This window comes from Paeniglutamicibacter kerguelensis, assembly GCF_017876535.1.
Lineage (GTDB): Bacteria > Actinomycetota > Actinomycetes > Actinomycetales > Micrococcaceae > Paeniglutamicibacter > Paeniglutamicibacter kerguelensis.
Genome location: NZ_JAGIOF010000001.1, coordinates 147,387 through 169,566, shown reverse-complemented (window position 1 = coordinate 169,566; position 22,180 = coordinate 147,387). Strand labels below are relative to the sequence as shown.

The 22,180-nt window shown below is 63.1% G+C and carries 21 protein-coding genes and 1 pseudogene; 4 read left to right on the top strand and 18 right to left on the bottom strand.

What is annotated here, in order from left to right:
• Positions 1 to 11: 11 nt before the first annotated feature.
• Positions 12 to 434 carry a hypothetical protein gene (locus tag JOF47_RS00750; protein WP_209995295.1) on the bottom strand — a complete coding sequence of 141 codons (423 nt, stop codon included), beginning with the start codon at positions 432 to 434 and terminating at the stop codon, positions 12 to 14.
• The gene (locus JOF47_RS00745; RefSeq protein ID WP_209995293.1) at positions 431 to 1,096 is read right to left on the bottom strand and encodes a hypothetical protein; all 666 of its coding nucleotides are present in this window, start codon (positions 1,094 to 1,096) and stop codon (positions 431 to 433) included. Before JOF47_RS00745 ends, JOF47_RS00750 begins: the two co-directional genes overlap by 4 nt.
• Positions 1,097 to 1,438: 342 nt before the next feature.
• On the opposite strand from JOF47_RS00745, the pseudogene JOF47_RS00740 reads away from it, so the two are divergent.
• Positions 1,439 to 1,669 (top strand): annotated as a pseudogene (locus JOF47_RS00740) (hypothetical protein); the annotation flags it as partial.
• A 600-nt stretch (positions 1,670 to 2,269) separates the two neighbouring features.
• On the opposite strand, the gene JOF47_RS21695 reads toward JOF47_RS00740, so the two are convergent.
• Positions 2,270 to 2,560, bottom strand: coding sequence for a hypothetical protein (locus tag JOF47_RS21695; protein ID WP_245356199.1), 291 nt, complete (start codon positions 2,558 to 2,560; stop codon positions 2,270 to 2,272).
• A 51-nt stretch (positions 2,561 to 2,611) separates the two neighbouring features.
• Between JOF47_RS21695 and JOF47_RS00730 the strand changes: the two genes are divergently transcribed.
• Positions 2,612 to 2,974, top strand: coding sequence for an iron chaperone (locus JOF47_RS00730; protein WP_209995291.1), 363 nt, complete (start codon positions 2,612 to 2,614; stop codon positions 2,972 to 2,974).
• 376 nt (positions 2,975 to 3,350) lie between these two features.
• Here the strand turns inward: JOF47_RS00730 and JOF47_RS00725 are convergent, their stop codons facing one another.
• The 14 genes from JOF47_RS00725 to JOF47_RS00660 form a co-directional block, all read right to left on the bottom strand.
• The gene (locus JOF47_RS00725) at positions 3,351 to 3,737 is read right to left on the bottom strand and encodes a VOC family protein (protein WP_209995289.1); all 387 of its coding nucleotides are present in this window, start codon (positions 3,735 to 3,737) and stop codon (positions 3,351 to 3,353) included.
• Between the two features lie 179 nt (positions 3,738 to 3,916).
• A complete protein-coding gene (locus tag JOF47_RS00720; RefSeq protein WP_209995288.1) occupies positions 3,917 to 4,537 on the bottom strand; it encodes a hypothetical protein in 621 nt (206 codons plus the stop codon).
• Positions 4,538 to 4,945: 408 nt separating this feature from the next.
• The gene (locus tag JOF47_RS00715; RefSeq protein ID WP_209995285.1) at positions 4,946 to 5,731 is read right to left on the bottom strand and encodes a GNAT family N-acetyltransferase; all 786 of its coding nucleotides are present in this window, start codon (positions 5,729 to 5,731) and stop codon (positions 4,946 to 4,948) included.
• Between the two features lie 476 nt (positions 5,732 to 6,207).
• Entirely contained in the window at positions 6,208 to 6,963 is a 756-nt protein-coding gene (locus JOF47_RS00710) for a TSUP family transporter (protein ID WP_209995283.1), read from the bottom strand.
• A 150-nt stretch (positions 6,964 to 7,113) separates the two neighbouring features.
• A complete protein-coding gene (locus JOF47_RS00705) occupies positions 7,114 to 8,322 on the bottom strand; it encodes an NAD(P)/FAD-dependent oxidoreductase (RefSeq protein ID WP_281070224.1) in 1,209 nt (402 codons plus the stop codon).
• Positions 8,319 to 8,507: a ferredoxin gene (locus JOF47_RS00700; protein ID WP_209995279.1), complete on the bottom strand. Its 189-nt coding sequence runs from the start codon at positions 8,505 to 8,507 to the stop codon at positions 8,319 to 8,321. The genes JOF47_RS00705 and JOF47_RS00700 overlap by 4 nt, the downstream gene beginning before the upstream one ends.
• Positions 8,504 to 9,829, bottom strand: coding sequence for a cytochrome P450 (locus tag JOF47_RS00695; RefSeq protein ID WP_209995277.1), 1,326 nt, complete (start codon positions 9,827 to 9,829; stop codon positions 8,504 to 8,506). The genes JOF47_RS00700 and JOF47_RS00695 overlap by 4 nt, the downstream gene beginning before the upstream one ends.
• A 164-nt stretch (positions 9,830 to 9,993) precedes the next feature.
• Complete coding sequence (locus JOF47_RS00690; protein ID WP_209995276.1) at positions 9,994 to 10,776, bottom strand: SDR family oxidoreductase; 783 nt, start codon at positions 10,774 to 10,776, stop codon at positions 9,994 to 9,996.
• Positions 10,773 to 12,443, bottom strand: coding sequence for a thiamine pyrophosphate-binding protein (locus JOF47_RS00685; protein WP_209995275.1), 1,671 nt, complete (start codon positions 12,441 to 12,443; stop codon positions 10,773 to 10,775). The genes JOF47_RS00690 and JOF47_RS00685 overlap by 4 nt, the downstream gene beginning before the upstream one ends.
• Positions 12,444 to 13,532: 1,089 nt before the next feature.
• Entirely contained in the window at positions 13,533 to 14,207 is a 675-nt protein-coding gene (locus JOF47_RS00680; protein WP_209995274.1) for a GntR family transcriptional regulator, read from the bottom strand.
• 79 nt (positions 14,208 to 14,286) lie between these two features.
• Positions 14,287 to 14,964 (bottom strand): DUF4286 family protein, encoded by a 678-nt coding sequence (locus JOF47_RS00675; protein WP_209995273.1) that lies wholly within the window; start codon positions 14,962 to 14,964, stop codon positions 14,287 to 14,289.
• A complete protein-coding gene (locus JOF47_RS00670) occupies positions 14,961 to 15,812 on the bottom strand; it encodes an alpha/beta fold hydrolase (protein WP_209995272.1) in 852 nt (283 codons plus the stop codon). The genes JOF47_RS00675 and JOF47_RS00670 overlap by 4 nt, the downstream gene beginning before the upstream one ends.
• 14 nt (positions 15,813 to 15,826) lie before the next feature.
• Positions 15,827 to 16,474, bottom strand: coding sequence for a cyclase family protein (locus tag JOF47_RS00665; RefSeq protein ID WP_209995271.1), 648 nt, complete (start codon positions 16,472 to 16,474; stop codon positions 15,827 to 15,829).
• Positions 16,471 to 18,393, bottom strand: a complete 1,923-nt coding sequence (locus JOF47_RS00660; RefSeq protein ID WP_209995270.1) for a flavin-containing monooxygenase — start codon at positions 18,391 to 18,393, stop codon at positions 16,471 to 16,473. The genes JOF47_RS00665 and JOF47_RS00660 overlap by 4 nt, the downstream gene beginning before the upstream one ends.
• A 709-nt stretch (positions 18,394 to 19,102) precedes the next feature.
• On the opposite strand from JOF47_RS00660, the gene JOF47_RS00655 reads away from it, so the two are divergent.
• Both JOF47_RS00655 and JOF47_RS00650 read left to right on the top strand, forming a co-directional pair.
• Entirely contained in the window at positions 19,103 to 20,368 is a 1,266-nt protein-coding gene (locus JOF47_RS00655; RefSeq protein ID WP_209995269.1) for an MFS transporter, read from the top strand.
• 239 nt (positions 20,369 to 20,607) lie between these two features.
• On the top strand, positions 20,608 to 21,561 hold the full coding sequence (locus JOF47_RS00650; RefSeq protein WP_209995267.1) for a PDR/VanB family oxidoreductase: 954 nt from the start codon (positions 20,608 to 20,610) through the stop codon (positions 21,559 to 21,561).
• Positions 21,562 to 21,686: 125 nt separating this feature from the next.
• On the opposite strand, the gene JOF47_RS00645 is transcribed toward JOF47_RS00650, so the two are convergent.
• Positions 21,687 to 22,016, bottom strand: a complete 330-nt coding sequence (locus JOF47_RS00645; protein WP_209995265.1) for a hypothetical protein — start codon at positions 22,014 to 22,016, stop codon at positions 21,687 to 21,689.
• Positions 22,017 to 22,180 lie beyond the last annotated feature (164 nt).

Below are 22,180 nucleotides of genomic sequence, written 5' to 3'. Positions count from 1 at the left end.
GCTCCTTCCCGTCAGACGCCCGAGGCGTTCTGGTCCGGCGTCGGTTGGATGGTCCCGAGCCCGGAGGTTCGATCGCCGCTGGCAACAGCGACCCTGAGCACTGCTCGCTCATCGGTGGTCAGGGGCGCCACCACGAGATCGGCTCCGAGCCGGTGAAGCCGCTTCAGCTCCTCGGACCCGGCCGAGGCCACGGTGGTGGCGGCGACGTGCCACAGGCCTTCGCTCCAGGCCGCGTGGCTGCCCCGCCAGGCGAACACGTCCGAGATCCACACGGCGTGCCCCCGTACCCAACGGGTCTTGCCGGGCTTGAGCACCCGCACCGGGATGCTGCCGCGACGCTTGCGCAACGCACGGTTGCGGTAGATGAGGGTGAAGAGGCCGAGGGCACAGAACCACAGCGGCACCCCCACGAACACCAAGATCGCCCAGATCATATCGCTACCTCCATGTTCCGCATGCTGGTGTGGCCGATTTCTCCGGGTGGTACCGGGGAAGCAGCTAGATGCAGGGAGGCGCCGCCGCGAAGTGCGCGCACAACCAGGTCTTTCTCGAGCGTGGGAGCCCGGTACTCCCACCCCTCGGGCTGGTTCAACCGTTCACCAAGCGTGGCGATCCTGTCCGGGGTGTTGTCCGGGTCGACCTTCAGGGAAGCACTGTACATGCAGCAGACGTCCCCGGAGGGGGAGACCAATTGGTACACCTGCTGGCCGGCGCTGAAGAACTCCTCAGTGCTTCGCCCCACCGTCATTTCGGTGTAGGGAGGCTTCTCGCTGGCGAGGAACCCGTTCAGGTCGGGCAAGCGCATGGTGCCGATCGTCTGCATGGGGATGGGGCCCACCATGGTGGTCTTCCCGTTGTCCGGAACCGTTATCTTGAGGCGGTCCAGCACGCAGCGGCGAGGGCCGTTCATCCAGACCACATCGGCGTCGAACTCTTCGTCCGGGACCTCGTCGGTCAAGCTAATGGTGTTGTACAGCATGCCAGAACCGCCGGGCCCTTCCTCGTCCTTGGTGAACACGACGATCTCGGCGTGGTGCTTTCTGCGAAGATCCTTCGCGTCAACGGCGAGTGTGCGTTCCTCCTGCGCGGGAGCCATGGTGGGCCTCTCTTACTTGGGGTTCCTTCAGCGTTCTCCGTGGACCAGGGACGGCACGAGCCGTCCGGAGGATCCGCGGACTCATGGCCTTGTGTGGTCGGCCTTGTATGGTGAGTCCAGTCTCCGTCCTTGAGGCCCGCGGCCGCATCATCCGCTGGGAGTGATGTCGTGGCGCCTGGTCCGTGGTTGCGGTTGACTACAGGCGAGCGGAGCGGGTCAGGGCCGAGGCATGAGGCCCCTTGGGCGAGGCGGGGCTGCGCCGCCGGGGTCGCCAACTCCGACCCCGGAAGCTGGACGCTGGACCACATTCGAGATCAGCAGAGCAGACCGCCCATCGCGGTCCTGGGCTTCGCCCACCTCGCCGCCACCACCCCGCCGGAACGGATCGGGCGCACCATGGGATCGGCGGAACTCGGCCGGGAGGCCGGCGACGCGGGCGGACCGCTGATCGTCGGCGCCGTCGCCACGACCGTTGGCCTCGCCGCTGGGCTGGGGACGCTCGCCTTCCTCATCGCTGTCATCGCCGTGGTGTGCACGGTCTTCCTGCGCCAGAATGCCCGCCCGCGAACCTAGCGCCGCTGCAACGATAGGGATCCCGGTGGAACGGTGTCCGGCGGACATCCACCAAGGGGCAGGGTCCGGGGCGGACGGCCGACTGGCCATACCGGACACACGAACAACTGCAGACGACGGTGTCCAGCCTTGCGGCACCTGGCGCTGGAAACCAGGCTCCTGGAGCTTCAAAGCTTTTTGCAGGGTTTGGCCGGGACAATCGTTCCACGGCTGAACCTGGGATTCCATGTCGGCGTGGGGTTTGCGAAGGCGGTACCCCGGGCCCACGGGGAAAGCCGAATGACCTGATTTTCGGGTTCCCCCGCCCGCGGATTTCGGGTTCAGCGCCGCACCACCATGGCGGCGCCGGCGAGGGTCCCGGGTCCCCCAAGCCCGGGCCCTCGCTGGCGTTCCCGGACCGTTCCATAGGTGGCGACGAGGCATGCGCGATTGAACGGACTCGGCTCGGACCGAGGGCCGAATCTTCCCTGGGTGCCACCCCGTGCCGGACCGCGGGGCGCTGATCCGTGCACCTGGTGCCGCGAACTCCGGCCGCACGGCTTCCTGCACCCCGATAGGCAATGCATGGTGGCCGACAGGAGGCACTGTGGGCCGGCCCGATCACCCCGTGCCCTCGTAGTGGCGCATGGTGCTGGCCGGCACTCCGGTGCGTTGACCGACTTCGAAGACCAGCAGGATTTCCATGCCTTCAACGGTGAACCTTCGACCCGGCTTGAAGGCCACACCAGGTGGCCGCACCCGTGGTCTGGCGAATTCGTAGGAACAGGCCGGTTGGCGTCTGTGTTCGTTGCGGATGATCACTAGGAGGAACCGGACGTAGAGGATCATGCCGATGAGTTCGACCAGGGTCTGGGTGACCACGACCAGGGCGGCGCAAAGGGCTTTGGACAACAGTCAGTGCAGTCGCCTTCGGAAAACGACAGCCAGCGCTACACTCGTGCCATGGGTGAAAAAGCGACAAGCGTCGAAGAGTATCTCAATGCGCTCGACCCCGCATGCCGGGCAGAACTCGAACGGATCCGCGCGCTCGTCACACGACTCGTGCCGGGCACCGAAGAGACCATCAGTTACGGGATGCCGACGCTCAAGTACAGGAACCGGGCACTGGTGTACTTCACCGCCTCCAAGAAGCACATGAGCTTCTACCCCTCCTCATGGGCGATCGAGGAGCTGAGGGACAAGCTCACGGACTACAAGACCACCGAACACGCGATCCAATTCACGCTGGAGAAGACCCTGCCCAGCGCCCTGGTCGAGGACCTTGTTCGCGTACATGTGCGCGAAATCGACGCCGACAGGCAATAGGCCGCCGGCGTCCCGCGACCCGGCATCGTGGTCGCGGCAACGACCCATCCAATCTGCGCAGCCACACGGACCGCGTATTTCAGGCCCACCCCTTGAGTGCAGGCTGACCACCTCGGCCGCCGGCGCCGCGGGCAGGCATGCGACGAGCGGTTCATGCATGCGACACGTTTGCCCAAGGTACCGCAACGGTGGCACGGCTCCTCCCGTGCGCCCGCAGGCATACAACTATTGGCAAAATAGCTGCATCTCGCGCAGTGCTGTTACCGTCACCGGCCGGGGTCCAACAATCTGCTCGAGCGGCATCCAAAACGGGATCTAGGTCGGGTAGTTGTCCCGCAAGAGGTTCCTCTCCAGGGCGGTTTCAGGCGCTCCCTCTTTATCCCTGTCGCTCGGCATCACTGCGCAGAATGCAGAATTCGTTGCCCTCGGGATCGGCAAGGACCACCCATCCCGACCCGTCCGCCCGGCGTCGGTCGGCGACTTCGCGGGCTCCCAACCCCAGCAGTCGATCGAGTTCCTGGTCACGGGTGCCTTCGGCCGGTTTCAGGTCCAAGTGCACGCGGTTCTTGACCTGTTTGGCGTCCGGAACCTCGATGAACAACAGTCGCCGGGTACCGTCTTCCGAGAAGATCATGCACTCTCCGTCACCGGCTTCGTTGGGGTCCTCAGGGTCTTCGAGGAAACCGAGGACAGCGCCCCAAAACACCGACTGGGCGAAGGCATCAAGGCTGTCGAAGGACGTGTGAGAGATTAAGGCCGTCATGGTGACCAGCGTAGTTCGATCCCCAGAAGTCGGTCTAGCATCTCAGAGCCGTTTCGCTCCCCTCGTAATTGGCCGTAGGCCGTTCCTCCTGCGAACGCATAATCGCAATGCATAGGAGTTTGGACAGTCAGCGCAGTCGCCTTCGGAAAACGACACTTCCCATGAACTAGCAATCTGGACTATATGCGGCAATCGGCGTCGGAGGCGAGGTCCATGAAACCCCGTGCTTCGCGATCTTCAAGATCCTTGCGGGTTACCGTCTCTTTCCACTTTCCGTCGTCGGTGGCGGCCACGACCTTGGAAAGTTCCGGCTTGTCGCGGTACAGCTCACAGATGAAGTCGAATGCGACCCTATTAAGATTGCCGGACTCTCCGCTGAATTCAATCTTGTTGATGGCGCTGTCAACGATGAGGGTCAACTCTCCCGGCGCTCCGGGCTCCCACGAATCAACATAGTAATCCGGAAACGTGATTGCATCCGGGCAACCGGCATCGAGTGAGTCGAGCCATGCCACACCCATTTCGTTCGCCCACGCTTGCCCCTTCGTGTCAGCTTCCGGCATTTCCCATGCGACACAGTTTTTGTCCCACGCGGCTTCGGGGCGACCTGATTCGATGGCCGCGGCTTTTGCGGCTGGGATATCAACAACCGGGGCGCCGGTCTCCGCTGGCACATTCTTTACCTCGACGGCATTCGGGGATGCTTCTCCCGTTTCCGGGGCCGCCACCGGGACACCGGTGCACCCGGCCAGTCCAAGCACACCAAACAGCAAGGCTGCGGAAACGGCGATCTTCTTCATGGGTTCCTATCGCTGATGGGTTTAATCCCGAGCCTATGCCGACAGGCGGACAAATGGCCAGGTGCGACATCGGCGGCGACTACCCGGAATATCCGGCATCGCCTGCACGTCGCACCAACTCAGGCGGTCAGGTCCGGTGAGCGTTCCCCATGTGGACAGGCAGCGGTCAGCGCAGTCTTGCTGCTTCTGATCCGTCGTTGGGTCCACCGCATGCCGCTAAACATGCGCGTATAAGAAATACGCTAGCCAGCACCTGCGACAACCTATTCATGGCTTCCCGCCGCTTCGGAGACATGGCGCAGAATGGCGAAGTCCAATCCTTCCATGCCCATGCCTGGTTAGCGGCTCATGGTTGTTGGTTTCCGATGCGACCCATTCTCTTAGGCAGAGGCCCCTGGTCATGCGATCCTACTTCCGCCAGTAGGGGGTATTGGTGGAAATTCTGAGTAGACCGGATTGCTCCAGAATCGGGCGAGAAAACTCGGTTGATTCACTGTGGGCAAGGGTCTTTCCGTGGGCGATAGCCGAGCGGGCACGGGCAGCAGTCAGCGCCCGGTAGATTCCGTGCCCGCGATAGGCACTCAGGGTGGCGCCACCCCAGATGCCGGCAAATTCGCTCTCAGGCACGGGTTCAAGCCGCCCACTGCTGACAATCCTGCCATCAGCTTCGGCCACCCAGAGCTCCATGCCGTCCTTCCGCGCCAAGCGATCCAGCATGGCGTCGGCGGTGCGCGAGTCAGTGGGCTCACCAAAGGCTTCGTCAGTCATGGCGCACGCGGCTCTGACATCGGCCTCAGAAGTGACCCGCCTCAGAGACACCCCCTCGGGCTCCGGGACACTGGCGCACAGCCCTTCTAGCGGCCCCACCATGATGGACTCTTCATCCCCGGGGGAGAAGCCCTGCTGCATGAGAGCTTTGGCCAGCCCTGGGTTCCTGTCGTGGTGGCGCACCTTCCACAAAATCTTGTCAATCTCGGGATCGGTAAGGAAATGCTCGATTGCGCCAGTCACCAAGCCGGGCAAACCGTGTGCCGCCGTGTCACCCAAATCTCTGTAGGTGACAAAACCGAGACCACCGGCAAATGTGGCCAAACGCAATGGGCCCAAGCGTGCCACACTCAGTGCCCCTGGTGTTTCCGCATCGGTTCGTAGTTGTTCATCATAGGCCTGGAGGTATCTCTCCCGGGTCGTCATTTCCGAAGCATGTCAGGGCTGCGTGCCAGGTGCAACTGCGTGACTGCCTGGCGCTGCTTCAAGCCAGTGTCTGGCCAAGCCCAAAGCACTCGTCCTGGACCTCAAATGCGGCCCGCAAGTAACCCGTCATCAAAGAGATCTACCGTAAAGCGTTCATCGCCACAGGTCTACTCAAGGCCCAGGAACTACCAGAAGGGGCGCGCCGTCCCGCTCAGGCTTCCCCAAACGGACAGATAGGCTTCGGGATTCCCGATATTTGAGGCAGGAGTCCACAGACCACTCAGGTCGTCCCCAAGTTTCTTTCGTACGTGGGTCGTCCTACCCAGCTCCGCACTTGGGCAAGCGGGAAAGTAATCTGCCGGATGTCAGCTGGTAACGAACTTCGTCTCGTTGTCGCGGCCGAGTCGGGCCACGACGATCCCGGGTCCGCGGGCCTGACGTTGTGATGTCGCAGCCCATCAAGCCAGCGGCGCTCGTCACAGAATCAGGAGCAGTCCCCGGATCCCCACGGCCAGCGAGCCCAGTGCGGCAACCCAGACGGTGAATCGCAAGGCGATTGCCTGCGGAATCCGCCGGTGCAGGAGAAACCCGGTACCCACGCCAACTGCAAGGCTGGCGAGGACCGTGACCACTGTGGCCCAGTGCAACGCCGGCATGCCCTTCGTGGCGAGCGCCATGGCGTTGAGCACGATGAAGTAGGCCTGCAAGGAGGCCACGAAGGACATCTGAGGCCACCTCACGGCTTTCCCGAACACCACGACAGGCGGGCCTCCGATCCCGGCTGCTGCGTTCATGAAGCCCGATATCGTGCCGGCGAGCACGCGGGACTTCCACTGCCATCCGGTCGCCGACGCCTCCAAGGCCTGAGTGACCCGGGTCGAAGCACCACTCACCAGTGACAACGAAACGAGCACCATGGCGGAGGTCGCGATCATCAGGTACGGAGCAGGAATGGCCAGCGACGTCCATGCGCCGAGCTGTATGCCGACTGCCGCACCAAGTATCAGTGTGAGGGTTCTGCGCCAGCAGATGTTCTGCCACGTCGTCACGGCGACAACAATGCAGGTGCACAGTCCCAGGAGGTTGGCGAGCAATACGCCCTCCCGTGGTCCGAGCGAGAGCATCAGGAACGGGACGCTGACGAGCGCAAACCCCAAGCCGGTCACGCGTTGCATGGCGGCGCCGAAAAAGGTTCCCAGCGCCGCGAGTCCCAGGCTGAGTTCGGGCGTCACGCTTGCGCCCCTGAGCGCAGCGCACCCCGGCAGGGGCCAACGAGCTTCGACAAGCGGCATAGCGGAAAGGCCTGTGTCGACGATGTCCCCGGGGCCTTCATCAACTGGCGGGCAATGCACGGAGCGCCGTTGCCCGCCAGTTGATGACGGTCAGGCATGGGACATCGATGATTCGTCGAGCCGATGCTGTGGAAGGGAACTGAGCAGCTCATCCAGTGAGACGCCCTGGTTCATCTGCCGGCGTACCGACAATGCCAGCCGCTGCCACCCGAGGACAGCTGCACCGCATACGGCACCGTCGGGCGTCGCGGCGAGCACCGCGAGTTGTTTGTCGTCAGCGATATTCCGGACCAGCACGAGCCGGTCTGCCGCCAACGTCCCCAGAACCTGGATCCGCGTCCCGAGGACGTCCGTCCAGACGTAGGAGAGAGCCGAGAATTCAGGCCCGTCCTCGCCCAGGAGAATCGACCGCGCGATGTAGGCCCCGTGTTCACCTGCTCGGGTCCAGTGCTCGGAGCGCTCGGAACCTGCGCCCCCGTCCCGAACCCGCGCGAGGTCCCCGGCGGCCCACACCCCGGGCGCGCCGGTCCTCAGCCAACCGTCGCAAACCACCCCGTCCTCGATCGTCAGGCCGGAGCCTGCGAGCCATCCCGTCGCGGGCCGGTTGCCCAAGGCAACGACCACCACATCGGCTGTCACGAGGCGGCCGTCGCTGAGCGTCAGCCGACTTGCACCGGCTGTGAGGTCCATGGACTCAACAGAAACTCCGCAGGTCAGAGTCACGCCATGGCTTGCCGCGCGATCGCGCAGCAACCGTCCCAATTCGGCCGGAAGCACCCGGCCGAGGGGAAGACCCGCAGCTTCAATCACCTCGACCCGGCTGCAGAGTTCGACGAGACTTGTTGCGATCTCCATGCCCAGGACACCACCGCCGACGACAGCCACGCGGGAATCCGGGCCGACCGCTTCCCTCAGTGCTTGCGCGTCGTCGAGGCTGCGCACGGTGAACATGCCCTCCATGTCCCGCCAGGCGTCCGGCAGGAATGCCACGCCGCCCGTCGCGAGGACGAGCTCGGTGTAGGACAGGTCGCCGGCGTTCGTGCGGACGGTTCGGTTCGCCGTGTCCAATTGGTGCGCCCGGATACCACGCAACAGCTCGACACCGTCGGGTACGTCGAGAACGGCATCCTCTACTTTTTTGGCACCGGTCAAGACACCGGTCGAGAGCACGGTCCGGTCGTACGGCGCGAGCGGATCCGCGTCAACCACCGTCACGCTGCCGTCGTAGCCGCCGGCAACCAGGTCAGCCGCTGCGCGCATCCCGGCCGCCGACCCTCCAACGATCAGGCACCTTCTCATGAGCCGAGGCCAATCGCGCGGGCCGGGCAGTTGCCGATGACGAGTTCCAGCAGGCGCTTTCGATCTTCCTTGGGCTGGCCCACCACCTTGGTCGGGCCTACGTCCTGGACCTCGAAGACGTCGTGCATGTCCGCTTCACAGTTGCCGGCGCCGACGCATTTGGAACCATCGATCGTTACTTTCATCGTGCATCCCTCTCCACGAAAGCGCCGGCGCCGGCAACGAGGGGTTCCGGTCCCAGCTCGACCGGCAATGAATTCGGGCCGCGGTGGAACGCGTTGACGCGGTAGTCGGGAACGTAGCCCTCTCGCAGCTCGAGTTGCGGATACCGGGCGACCAGCCGCCGGAAGAACGTGTTGAGCTCAAGCTTGGCCAGCGATTGCCCCAAGCAGTAGTGGGCGCCCGCGCTGAATGTCAGGTACTGGCGACCGTCGGTGCGTTCGATGTCGAACAGCTCTCCGTCGGACACCACCGATTCGTCCCGGTTGCCCGACCCAAGCAGCAGGAACATCTTTGATCCCGCGGGAATATGGTGGCCTTCGATCTCAAGGTCAACAAGCGCCCTGCGCCGCCACGCAGGAACACTGGTTTCCCATCGCAGCATCTCCTCAATGGCCTCGGGGACAAGATCCGGGTCAGCGCACAACTTGTCCCACTGTTCACGGTGGGTCAGCAACGCCCACAGACCGTTGCCGAACAGGTCCGACGTTGTTGCGTGGCCGGCGTTCATCAATGACATCAGGATGTTGAGGACGTCATCCCAGACAACGTTGTCCGGCTGTTCTTCCTTCCACAGCTGGATGACCTCGCTCATGTAGTCATCGCCCGGATTGGCTTCAAGCTCTTCGATACGCTGACGTGCGTATGCGTAATAGTCCTTCAACGGCTGTACGCCGGCGCGCAGCTCTTCCTCGGTGAGGTTGCCCTGCAACATGTCCTCGCGGTTGTGCGACCACGCCCGAATCTGCTCACCCATGTCATCGGGAATACCCAAGAACTTCATCAGCACACGAATGGGTGCGATGTCTGTGAATCTCCGGACAATGTCACCGGAACCGTCACCGTCGGCGAACAATGAATCCAGGCAATCGTCGGCGATGCGTTCGACGTCTTCGCGGATCCATTCGAGCCGTCTGGGTGTAAAGGCGAAACGAAGGAAACGCCTGGCCTTCTCGTGCGGCTCGCCATCAAGATCTTTGAGCATTGGACGATCTGGGATCACGGCGGCCAATTCCCGCGCAACGTCCTCGGGCCACTTCGTCATGGTGCTGAGCATGAGGTTCGCGGAGAATCGCTCCTCGTCCATCAGGATTTCCTTGATCGCGTCGCGGCTATTGACCACCCAATAGTCCATCGCTTCGGAATAGGCGACAGGGCCAAGCGAGCGAAGCCATTTGAAGGTGGGATACGGGTTCTGGACGAACTCAGGTGCCCAAGGGATGAAGTCCTTGGGCTTGGAGAACGGGCACCCTGACGGCTGGCCGTTGTCTAACTGTGTAGTATTCATGCTGCCTCCATCCGCCGAGAAAATGAAAATCATCTCGACTGCTTGTCATACCATCATATTGTCGTAAACTATCACGGCCCTCCGAGCATGGGAAGCTCTTCGGTCAGGAGAAGAACCGCCGCGGACGGCCGATCCTTTCCGTCAATTCACCGTCCGAGCGGGAGTTATCTCAGCATGGCTTCCCAGATGTCCTCGTGGCCCATCACCGTTTCGCCGCCGCCATCGATGAAGATGAGTTGTCCCGCGATCTTCGAGTTTCTGGCGTCCGCCAGGAAGGCAATCAGCTCCGCCACTTCCTCGGCGGTTGCCATGCCGCCCAACGGCATGGGACGTTCGACCGCCAGCCGCGCCTGCTCGGCCGGATCCCGCTCGGCGATCATCGGCGTCAGGACAGCTCCGGGACCGACGCCGTTCAGCGCGATGCCGGCTCCTGCCCAGACAGGCAGCCCGGCGTTGCGCCGGATCCACCGGGCGATCGCTCGCTTGCTGGTCGCATAGAGCAGGTGCCGGGATTCGGACTGCCGCGCCAACGAGACGGCCAGCGCCTCATCGCCTTCCAGGCATGCCTCAACGATGGCGTCATCGACCGGCTTCAAGACGGAGCGGGACGCGACCACGACCACGCGCGGTGCGTCGGCACGCAACATCGGGCGCAGGCGCTCGAGCGTCTCGACGGCACCGAAGTAGTTGACCTGGATACTCAGCTCGTCATCGGTGAGCACTCCAGCGTTCGCCACGATGACGTCGATGCCGGACGGACATAGCTCGAGAACGCCGGCTTCGAGAGCCGCGCGCCCTTCCGGCGTCGAAAGGTCGGCGTTGATGTCGGCACCGGCGAGGTCGACTCCGACCACGCGCACGCCTTGCGCCTCGAGAACCTCGACGGTCGCCTTCCCGATCCCCCGGCCTGCGCCAGTGACGACCGCGGTACGCTGGGCGCCGATCACTTGAACTTCCTAAAGACGTCCTTGCGGAAGCTGAACAGGATCTCCGGGTCGATGCGAACGTCGATCACCGTCGGCCGCTGGTCGGCAAACGCCTCCTTGATGGCCAGCTCGAGGCTCTGCGCGCTGTCCGCGCGCAGACCCCGGATCCCGAAGGATTCCGCAATCGACGCAAAGTCGTGGGACGGCAGGTCCGTCCCGATGTAGCGCTTTTCGTAGAAGTCGTGCTGGTACGCCTTCTCCGCACCCCAAGCCGAGTTGTTCATGACAATCATCGTGACGGGGATGTCGTGCTCGATCACCGTGCTGAGTTCGGCGATCGCATAGAGCGCTCCGCCGTCTCCAAGCAGTGCCACCGACGGACGCTCCGGGCAAGCCAACTGTGCACCGATGGCGGCCGGGAACGCGAACCCGAGAGAGGCAAAGTCCAGGGGCGTAAACAGGGACGGCGTCAGCGCGTGGTCAAGGGCTTCCGAAGCCTTCAGGCACCAGGTGCCGGCATCGAGGCTAATGATCGATTCCCGCGGCAGCGACTGGCGTAAGGTGTGGAAGAGGGTGGCATCGTCCAACGGGCTCTTGTGGCTGGTATCAGGAAGGCTCGCGCGTTCTTCCCGGTACTGTGCGGCTCGCTCCTTGACGGATTCGAACCACACCGCGTCGGTGCCGGACACGGCGCCCTCGTCAACGCGCGACAGCAACTCCGCCAAGAAGGATCCTGCCTCGGCCATGACGGCGAGTTCGACGGGCCAGTACCGGTTCAGGCTTGCGGAGTCGACGTCGACCTGAACGAGTCGAGCGTCCTTGCGGAACGTCTCCGGCTCGAAGAACGTGGAGTTGAATCCGAAGCGTGTACCGACCCCGATGACCAGGTCGGCCTCGGCCACGACGGCTGCGGCCAGCGCTCCGCCTCGTGGTCCCATTTGGCCCAGCATCAACGGGTGTTCGTTGTTCACCGCGTCCCGGTGACCCGCCGAGGTGACGACCGGTATCCGAAGGATGTCACTCAGCCGTTCAACCAACTCCCCCGAACGGCTGCTCTTGACCCCGCCGCCGGCCACGATCACGGGTCGTTCGGCGGAACCGATCAGGCGCAGGACATGTTCGATGGCCTCTGGGTGGCTCGGGTTGGACGGCTTCAGGGAGCCACCCAGTTGGACCTCCGGGGCCTGTCCCATGAGGACGTCACGAGGAAGGTTGACATGCACCGGTCCCATCGGATGGCTCATCGCCAGCCGTGCAGCGTACTCGATCATGGGGATCACCCGCTCGGGCTTCAGAACGGTGAGCACCGCCTTGGCCACGGGCCGGATGAGAGCTTCCTGGTCCACCTCTTGGAATGCATCGTTGTGCCACTGGTCGGTCGAGACCGATCCGCCAAGCGAGAGAATGGGAGTGTGCGCCGCTTTGGCCGCAGCCAGTCCGGAGACAAGGTTCGTGACTCCCGGGCCGCTCTGGCCGGCCAACACCACCCCGAGCGATCCGCTGGCGCGGGCGTATCCGTCTGCCATGCCGGTTGCCGCACGCTCGTCGCGAGCGCCGATGTACCTGACGCGTGGGTGCGTATGGAGACCGTCGTAGATCTCCATGGCAGAAGAGCCCACCACGCCGAAGACGTAATCCACGCCCAACTCTGCCAACAAATCGCTGACGCGTTCACCTGCTGTAGCCACTTTGAACATCCTTTCCAACCCTGCACGAATGACACGTTTTCAACCTACCGTCCGATCGTACTACGGTATGGCGATACGTCAATACCCGGAGGGGATACCAAAAGGCTCCTACCCTCACAGTGAACTGCTCCACGGGAGTCTGGGGCGAGAAATTCATTCCAGACTCCCGGGGCGCAGCTTAATGCGAGCAATCAGTTCGCCGCCAGGAGAACAGCGTGAGCAGCTCTAGCGTGGCCGCGAAAGGCCTTACAGGCAAGGTGCCGCCTTGCAGCGCGCGACCCGCTGGCCAGTCAACCTCCCCCCATCGTCGGCGGAGGATCCGTGGCCTATGAGCCCCTGTGGTCAATGCGGCCAAGCGGGTCAACTCGTTTAAATTCGCGCTCGCCTTGGTCGAAGGGTTTCTCACTGGCAAGGCTGCCCGCGGATTTCGCGGTGCAGGGAGGGCGGTCGGTTTTCACCGGCACTTACCGAAAAGCGGGCAAGGGTCTTGTCGTGGCGAGGGCGCGGACGTCCGAGACCCCATACCCGGCGGAAGCGTTGAACCGGAGCGGTTGCGTGCCGTGAAGGCATAAGTCGGCCGCGAGGAATCGGGCCTTCGACGCCCTCAGGGCCAGCTTCCCGCTCCCGGCGCCGCGGCAGGTCGCCGGTCATGCCCGATCGACATTCTTCTATCGCGAACCCGTTTTCAAGCCCTCGAACTGCAGGAGACACCCGCGACGGCGGTCACGAAGCCCGCAGGGAAGTGCCAGCGCAGGAAACGCTGCAACTCATCCCTGGATGAACGGCGCACGGTGGCCCCGAATCGGAAGCGGGTGGTCACCGCAGCCGACGCCGACCCGTCTGCAGCCCGGCAGGCAGCCGCAAGCGCATTCGAACCTGGGCCTCCGGTACCGGAATGTTTCCCGGTGATGGATCTTCGAGGGAGCCGGCATATCCAATCGATGTCCGGCACATCAGCGCCGATGCGCTGTCCGCACTTGGACGAACACATCCGCCGGTACAACACCGAACGGATCCCGCCAAAACAGCGAGGGCCCGGATCCGGTGGAATACCGGATCCAGGCCCTCGCTTCATAGGCAATCTAAACGTCAGTTGAACCGCTTGACAGCCTCGACAGCTGCTTCGCGCGCGTTCCGCATGTGTACAGCGTAAGCATCCTGGGCTTCCCGTGCAGAGCCGGCCGCCATGAACTCATGAACGATCCGCAGCTCTCCGATTCCTGCTTGGATCCGTTCGGCCGACAAGGACGCCAGCCGCACCCGAGCAACCTGGTAGTAGATCCTCTGGGACAATGCTGAGATGGAGTTGTTGTGGGCACCCTCGAAAAGAACGTCATAGAAGGCCTGCTTGGCTTCGAGAACCCGAGTGGCCTCGCCGCTCGCGTGAGCCTTCTCGAGGTCGCCGAAAGCAGACGCGAGTCGTGCCTTCTCGTCCGCGGTGGCACGCTCCGTGAAGAGCATGATCGCGAACGATTCCAAGACCTCGCGGATCTCATACAGATCGCGGACATCGCTTTCGCTCACCCTGGCAACCGTGGGACCCTTGCCAGGAACGATCTCAATAAGCCCCTCGGTCTCAAGCTGCCTCAAGGCCTCTCGAACGGTGGTCCGACTGGTGCCTAGGAGTTCGCACACGGTCGCCTCGGTAACCCGCTCCCCCGGCTGGAATCTTCCAGCCAGAAGGCTACGCAGCTGGATCACCGCCTGCTCACGAACGGGCGCCGCGCTACGGGCAACTCGATAGGCACCTGCGAGTTCTGTCATGGTGATCCCCTTTCCTTGACCTTCATCATACCGTAGTACACCAATTCGGAGCTTAATTCTATCCCGTCGGATCCCTATATCACTGGTTCAGCGGCTCGAAGACATGGCGTGCCGAAGCACGATGCCAGGCGTTCTGGGACAGCCTCTCTCGCCAAGCGGTCGCGCGGGCACGCTCTCGAGCAGGGCTCTGCATGGCGTCCTCGCTGCGCAGCGAGTGGAAGGCAACGTGCGTCCAGGAATCTGGCGCTTCCTTTCCGGGCGCACCGCCGCTCCGGTCGTTGTCGAGACAGCGGTAGATCTGGCAGCCGGCCCAGAGCGGTTCGGCAAGCATGATCGGCAAGTGCTCGGTCGCGTACCACGCCTCGAATTCGTTCCAGTAGTCCTCGGGAACGCTGAACGTCACGACATACATCAAGGTGGGGTCGATCGCATGCCAGTTGTTGCCCTGCGAGATGATCTCCTCGCCCACGAAGCGATCGAAATCGACGGTGTTCTCGATGACCTTGCGGGTCTCCGCAGACGGATCCGTGCGCAGCTGCTTGAATTCAGGGGAGTCGAACACCTCGACGTTCGACACGTCGTATCGAACGGCAAACTGCGCAGTCGATCCGGGCTTGACGTTGACGTACCGCTTGGCAGCCTCGATGCCGGGCAGGTTCACCCGCGAAGGGATGTGCTCGTCGTCGTACCAGGTGTGGAACGCCTCCTCATGACCCTCGACCGGGGTTGACCACGCAAAAATGACTCCATTTGTCACGACACGACCTGCCTTTCTGAGCTAACGCTCTCTACGAAATTCACAATAACTTCAAGTACACCTTCGGGACGATCGATATTCGGGCAGTGCGCACCGGGAACGGTTATCGCCCTCCCGTTCGGCACCATCGCGGCCAGATCTTCCGTCCACCCGCGGACGAGGAGCTGGTCATCTTCACCTTCGACGAAGAGGACCGGCGCCTGGCAGCTGGCCAGTCGTTCGGAAAGCGGTGGCGGTCCGGCAGCCCCGTTACGCTGCGGCGCCTTGACCCTAGCCGCCGACAAGGCCTCCCAGTGACCGGGCAGCAAGCCGTTGGCATGGCGCTCCTTCACGTGGGTCTCCCACCGGTCGACGTCCTCGACCAGCAAGCCAGTGATCCGACGGGCGTCCTCCAGGGACTGGTCGTAGCGCTGCAGCTCGTCGAAGGCATCACCGTTCCGGCCATAACCCAGGGATCCGCCGATCGAGACGGCTGAGGTCCACGGTCGCCCGAACTGCATCCGGGCGGCGGTGACAGCCACGCTCCCCCCAAACGACGAGCCGACGGCATGAACCCGCGGCGCTTCAATCCCCACTTTGGCGAGGAACGCCGCGATCACGTCTCCGTGGGCAGCCTGCGGGGGGCGGTCAAAGAACGTGACCTTGCTGGAGGACCCGTAGCCAACCAGGTCCGGCGCAATCACGCGGAAGCTCCCGGCCAGCTCGGGCATCATCCGCTCCCACGCGAGCTTGGCAGAGCTGCCGTACGCGCCGTCGTGCAGGAGGACGATGACATCCTCCGCGTCGCGCGGTCCAACGTCGTAGTAGGCGATCTCGATGGCACCCAACGATATGTTCAACATGTTCATGTTCACGGCTCCTATCACCACTCAACAACGAAATTGGTCCAGCCGGCATCGCCCCCGGCCAGGGCGACGGGCACGGCAACTGCCCGCACCCGGCGTTCCTCGATGTGCGGGAAGATCAGGTTCTCCGCAATCAGCACATCGGCACCCAACAGACCTCGGTGCAGTTGGAAGGCGAACGATGCGTCACGGTCCTGCGCCGGCAGCTCGGGCGTCAACAGATCCATGCCGATCAGGCCAAGCCCGAGCTCGGCGGCCCAGACAGCCACCGACTCGTCCAGACTCGGATGATTGAAGTAGCTTGGGTCCCCGAACTTCTCGCCCCACCCGGTGTGGATCAAGAGCATGTCACCGCGCTTCGGCTCCGGCCCGCCCGCGAGGATGTCGTCGACCGTAATGGCGGTGCCGTACGAGCATGTCGGAGACGAAATCACCGCAGAGCCGATGAACCGCTCCAGCGGGTACTCGTCGATGGTGCGCCCGTCGGCGAAGGTGTGGCTCGGCGCGTCGATGTGGGTCCCCATGTGCGACGGTGCCGAAACATTCTGGACCCGGATCGCGTCACCACGATCGATGTTCAGCACATGCTCGGCTTCAACCGTGGGAAGAATGGGGACGCCCTGCATGCCCGGGATCCAGTAGTGGGACAGGGACATCGCGCTCATCGTGCGACCTCCAAATCACGGACGGCCGGTCGAAGGACCTGGAACTTCTCCAGCGGGAACTCACGGGTCCCGCTCCAGTAGTCGAGCACGCGCAGCGGCCAGTTCTGCGACACCCGACCCGAGGCGCCCTTGTACCAGGTCGATTCGTTCGAGGCTCCCCACGAAGTGAGCTCGCTGGCCTCGTCGATCTCGGCGACGAACTGGTCCAGGGCTTCCCTGGTGCATTCGACGGCGCCCGCGCCGGTCTTGTCGAGGTGTTCGAGGGCCGACACCACGAGGTTGGCCGCGCTCTCTGCGAAGAAGAAGAGGCTGCTACTCACCACCACGTTGGTGTTGGGCCCGTACAGGCAGAACATGTTGGGGAACCCCGGTACCGCGACACCCATGTAGGCCTTCGGGTCACCGGCCCACTCGTCGCGCAATTTCCGGCCGTTGGTGCCGGTGACGTCGACCGGACCCAGGATCTCGGAGGCCCTGAACCCGGTTGCGAAAATGATGACGTCGACGTCGACGTGCTCCGCGGAAGTCCGGATGCCCTGTTCGTCGATGGCCTCGATGTGGTCCGAGACGAGTCGGACGTTCGGCTGATGCAGCGTCTTCGCCCACTGCCCATTGTCGCGAAGCAGTCGCTTTGAGTACGGAGCATATGAGGGAATTACCTGCTCGAGCAGGTCCGGGCGGTCCTGGTACTGCCGTTCCAGCCCGCTGACCAGGTGCTGCCGCAGTTCCTCGTTCTCCGCGGAGACCGATCCCGGCTGGTCCCAGTTGGGATCGACGGTGTAGTACGGGCGGCGGGCGTCGGCCGTGATCCAGAACTGGTAGGCGCGGTACCACTGGGAGTAGGTGGGAACGTTCTCGAAGAGCCAGCGCAAGCCCGGCTTGACCTCGTCGGTGTAGGCCGGGGTCCACTCCATCCAGGGCGCGCTGCGCTGGAAGATCGTCAGGCTCTCCACCCGATCGGCGATCGCGGGGATCACCTGGTAGGCACTGGCTCCGGTGCCGATGACGGCAACACGCTTGCCGGCGAGATCCACGTCCTGCTCCCAGCGCGCCGTGTGGAAGGCGGGGCCGGCGAAGGAGCCAAGCCCCGGGACATCGGGGATCTTCGGCTGGTTCAGCTGGCCGACGGCGGAGACCATTGCGGAAAACTCGGCGTCGTACGGCCCGTCCGGGCCGTTTAGCTTCAGTTGCCAGGTGCAGGAGGCTTCGTTGTACGTCGCGGCCAGCAGTTCCGTCCCGAAGCGGACGTTCCTATCGACACCGTATTCGGTGGCCACCTCATGCAGGTAGCCGCGGACCGCCTGTTGCAGCGAGAAGTCGTGCGTCCAGTTCTCACGAGTGGCGAAGCTGTAGCTGTAAATGTAGTTGGTGGTGTCGACGCGGCAGCCCGGATAGGTGTTCTCGTACCAGACACCGCCGAAGTCCGCATTGCGCTCGAACACCGTATAGGGGATGCCGGCCTGGTCCAGGCGCCGGGCCATCAAGATTCCAGACATGCCGGCGCCGATGATGGCGACGGAGAGTCCGGCGTCCGATGACGTCGAGGCCTGCCAGCGCGGCGCGCCTTGATCATGGGGCATGCCCAACTGGTAGCGCAGCATGTCCTCGGTGCCGTCATCGATCGGTTCACCAACGAGGTATTCGATAAGTTCGCGATCCACGGTCGAGCCCACGAAGTCCGGATCCGATCCAGAGATCGCCTTCAGCCCGCTGATCGCCAGTTCCAGTGCCGCGTCATCGCTCGCCCCTGCGATGGGCCTGCCCAGGACCGTCACGGACCGGGGCCGACATTCCAAGTCGAGGTAGCGACGGTCGCCCGTGAGGTGGGCCAGTGCCGCCAGCAGCGGGACGAGCTCGCCGTGACCGATGAATTCGGCCAGTTCGGACTCCATCAGTGGTTCGTTATCAAGAACGCTCACATCAACTCCTTATAACAACGTTGTCAACGACGGATCGACCGCCATGGGCAGGGGTGGATAGCCCGCAACTTCAAAATTACCGTATTACGATACTACGGTTGTGTCAATGGTCACCCGCAGGTGCTAGGCGGGGGCCTCCAGGTCGAGAACCTCGCCGCATTGGACGCGTGCGCCAACCGGGCCGGCCGCGCACCGAGGCCACGAACCATCACCGACCGACACTTCGGCAATCGCGGAGCAAGGGCCGCAGGATGGCGCGCGTTCCGAATTCAACGAAACCGCCCACGACCGAGCCCGCTCCGCTTTGGCCCACCGACCCAACCCAATGATCCGAGTCGACTCGTGGAACTTCTTTCGGCAAACACTTGCATTCGAACTTATTGTCATACGATACTACAAGCAGTCGAGATGTAGATCACATTTTTATGGAAGAGTGACCCTGACAACAATATTGGTTCGCTCCTTCGAGCTCGATCTTGACGTGAGGGCGGTGGGCACTGGCGCCTGCCGGAGCCATCGCGGATTAGCAGATTTTTCCTGCCCCGGTCGCGGCGACTAACGCCGAGACTTGCCGGCAGAGCCTCCCCGGAGCCGGTGAGATCGTGGCTGCAACGACGATCCGCTCGCCTCAGAGGCTACTAGCGGTGCTGCCTTACCGGACCCGCAATCCATCCGAACGTTCAACCGCACTTAGGGAGCAGCCCAAGACATGGACAACAACATGAAATTCAGTAGTACGCCGCCAAAAACAATCCGCAAAGCCGTGCTGGGATTGGCGTTTTTCGCGGTTTTCATCGACGGTTTCGACACCGCCATCCTCGCGCTTCTTGTTCCACACCTTGCAGAAGAATGGGGCTTGAAGGCCGCTGCGTTCACCTATCCCCTAGTTCTGACCAGCGTCGGCGTCGTCATCGGATACCTCACGTGCGGGGCACTGTCGCAACGCCTGGGACTGAAACGGACTTTGGTGCTTGGTACCGCGCTATTTGGGATCGCCACTTTGATGAGTGCCGCGACTCTCCCCCTTGAGTCCATGGCCCTCCTCAGCGTGACCCGCGCAATCACTGGTATCGGATTGGGGATTGTGGCGCCTACCGCCATCGTCATCGGCACACAGAACGGCCCCGCGGAAAAGCGGCAGCCAATCGCGGTGTTCATCACCACTGGCCTCATCACCGGCACAACGATCGCAGGCTTCTCCGGCGGGCTTCTCATCAATGCTCTCGGCACTGCCGGGGTGCTCTGGCTTGCCGGTGCGCTTCCGATCGGTCTTGCGGTCCTGCTGTCCTACTTCATCCCGAATTCTTCAGAGCACACCGGGCAAAAGAACACGAGCGACAATTCCACTGCCGCCGCCATCCTTGGGCCGGAACTACGTGCGTCGACGCTGCTGCTGTGGACAGCCACTTTCCTCGTCTTCGTAGTCAGCTACACCCTGAAGTCCTGGCTGCCGACGCTGTTCGAAGACTTCGGCATATCTCGATCCACCGCGGGCCTGGGGCTGGCGTTCTTCGGCCTCGGAGGAATGGGTGGCGGCTTCATCCTCATGGCGGTCTCGGCGAAGTTCGGTGCTGCACGATCGCTGGTTGTGATGTCCGTGATCGGGGCACTCGCGACGGCCGCCGTCGCACTGCTTCCGGTGAACACTGTCGTTCTGATGATCCTGATCTGCATCGCTGGCGTGGGAATCACTGCGTGCACGGTCGGACAGTCCGGAATCGCGGTGTCGATCTACGAGATGTCCGTCCGCGCCAAGGGCGTCGGGTGGTCGGCCGCAGCCGGGCGAATCGGATCAATCGTGGGACCCGCGATTGCCGGTATCCTTCTCGGGTTCGCCTGGCCGGCACAGAACATCGTGTTGCTGCTCGCCGGCCCGATCCTCCTCACCACCGTGTGTTGGTTCATCCTTTCCAAGCGCTTGGCACGCACCAAAACCGTTGAGCAGGCGGACGCGAGCGAGTACAGCAAATCCTGATCAACACCTTGAACATGCGGGTCGCTCCGCATTTCGAAACGGCGTACCCGATGAGTTACGGACACGTACCCGAGATCGCAAACGAGATGATCGCCCTGGTTATGGAGTGCCTGGCCGCAGTCCGCAAAGGAGTCATCATCGATGAGCAATTTCTGCTCCGAAATCAAAAAACCAGCAACATCGCTCGAGGTTCCAAGCAACCTGAAGCAGATTGTTAAAGCAGCGAAAGAGATGAGCCCATGATCACCACCCTCGAACGTCTGACCCTGCGTGTCACCCATGTGGCAGCTGCCGCCGACGACGTCGTCGAAGTATCGTTCGAACATCCGGAAGGACATCCTCTACCGGATTGGGAGCCCGGAGCCCACATCGAGGTGACGCTTCCTTCGGGGCTGTCACGCCAGTACTCGCTCTGCGGGGACCGAGACGATCGATCGAAGTACACGATCGCCGTTCTGCGCGACGAGAACGGCCGCGGCGGATCCAAGGAACTTCACGAGGCAGTGAAGGCCGGCATCGAGCTGAGCATCGGCCTTCCTCGAAACAACTTCCATCTTGTGGAAGCGGACTCGTACCTGTTCATCGGTGGCGGGATCGGAATCACGCCGATGATCCCGATGATCATGCAAGCCCGGAACACCGGCGCGCAGTGGTCGCTTGTGTACGGCGGCCGACGCGCCAGCTCGATGGCCTATCGGGAAATGCTGAGTTCACTCGGCGACCAGGTGGACCTGTGGATCGAAGCAGAGCGCGGGTACCCCAATCTCCCTGCCATCCTGGCGGATGCACCGGCGGGCACAATGATCTACGCCTGTGGCCCCGGCGTAATGCTCGACGCCGTCGCTAAGGCGTTCTCCGCGCACAGCCACCTCGGCGGCCTGCACTTCGAACGGTTCTCGGCAAGTGGACCGGTGGACACCAGCGGCGATTCGTTCGAGGTGGAGTTGCGGCGAACGGGTGTCACCTTGACCGTCGCCGAGGGCGTGAATGTTCTGGATGAAGTTCTCAAGGTTGTTCCGAAACAACCCTTCTCGTGCAAAGAAGGCTACTGCGGCGACTGTGAGACAAAGGTGCTCGAAGGCGAGCCCGATCACCGAGACGAATACCTGACTCCCGCCGATCAAGACGCCGGCAAAGTGATGATGCTTTGCGTGAGTCGCTGCAAGGGAAAAAGGCTCGTACTCGACTTGTGAGCACGCAGTGGCGTACCGCCCCCGACAGGTACCCCATCGGGGCATGAGCGGTTCTGCCGCGGGTGAGCGATGCCCCGGATCCATTCGGATCCGGGGCATCGCTCTATCAACAAAGAACGGTGGTCTCAGCTGTTTTCCGCCAGCACGGTCTCGGTGACCCCGCTGATTCTCGAGGGGCAGCAGTTACGGGCGCCAGCACTGCCGCCCGTGGACTCCCCCGCGACGGCGATGTTGCCCACCGCGGCTCTCGTGGCGTGCCTCGCCACCGTCGTCGGACTCTTGAGGTCCGTGCTTTTCAGCCGCTCCACGGTCTTTTCGGACGCCTGAAAAGCCCTGATCTGCACCACGCTCGGTGGGCGGATGCTGGAATCGCTGGGTACGTTCGGCGTTCCACTGCCCCTCTTCAAGGGCAGTACCCAGATGGTGGAGTTCGTGGGTCGGGCCGGGGAATTCACGGCCTGGCGATCACCTTCGGCGCCCTGGGAGCCGTCCCGGCGGTGTCCCGCGACAAGTGGATTGCCATGTTCATCGCAGTGGTGGTTGCCGGCGACATCAAGCTCCTGCCGCTGCTTTGCTTCGTGGTGCTGCCAGTGTATTGATTCTGGTCGCGCGAGCCCGG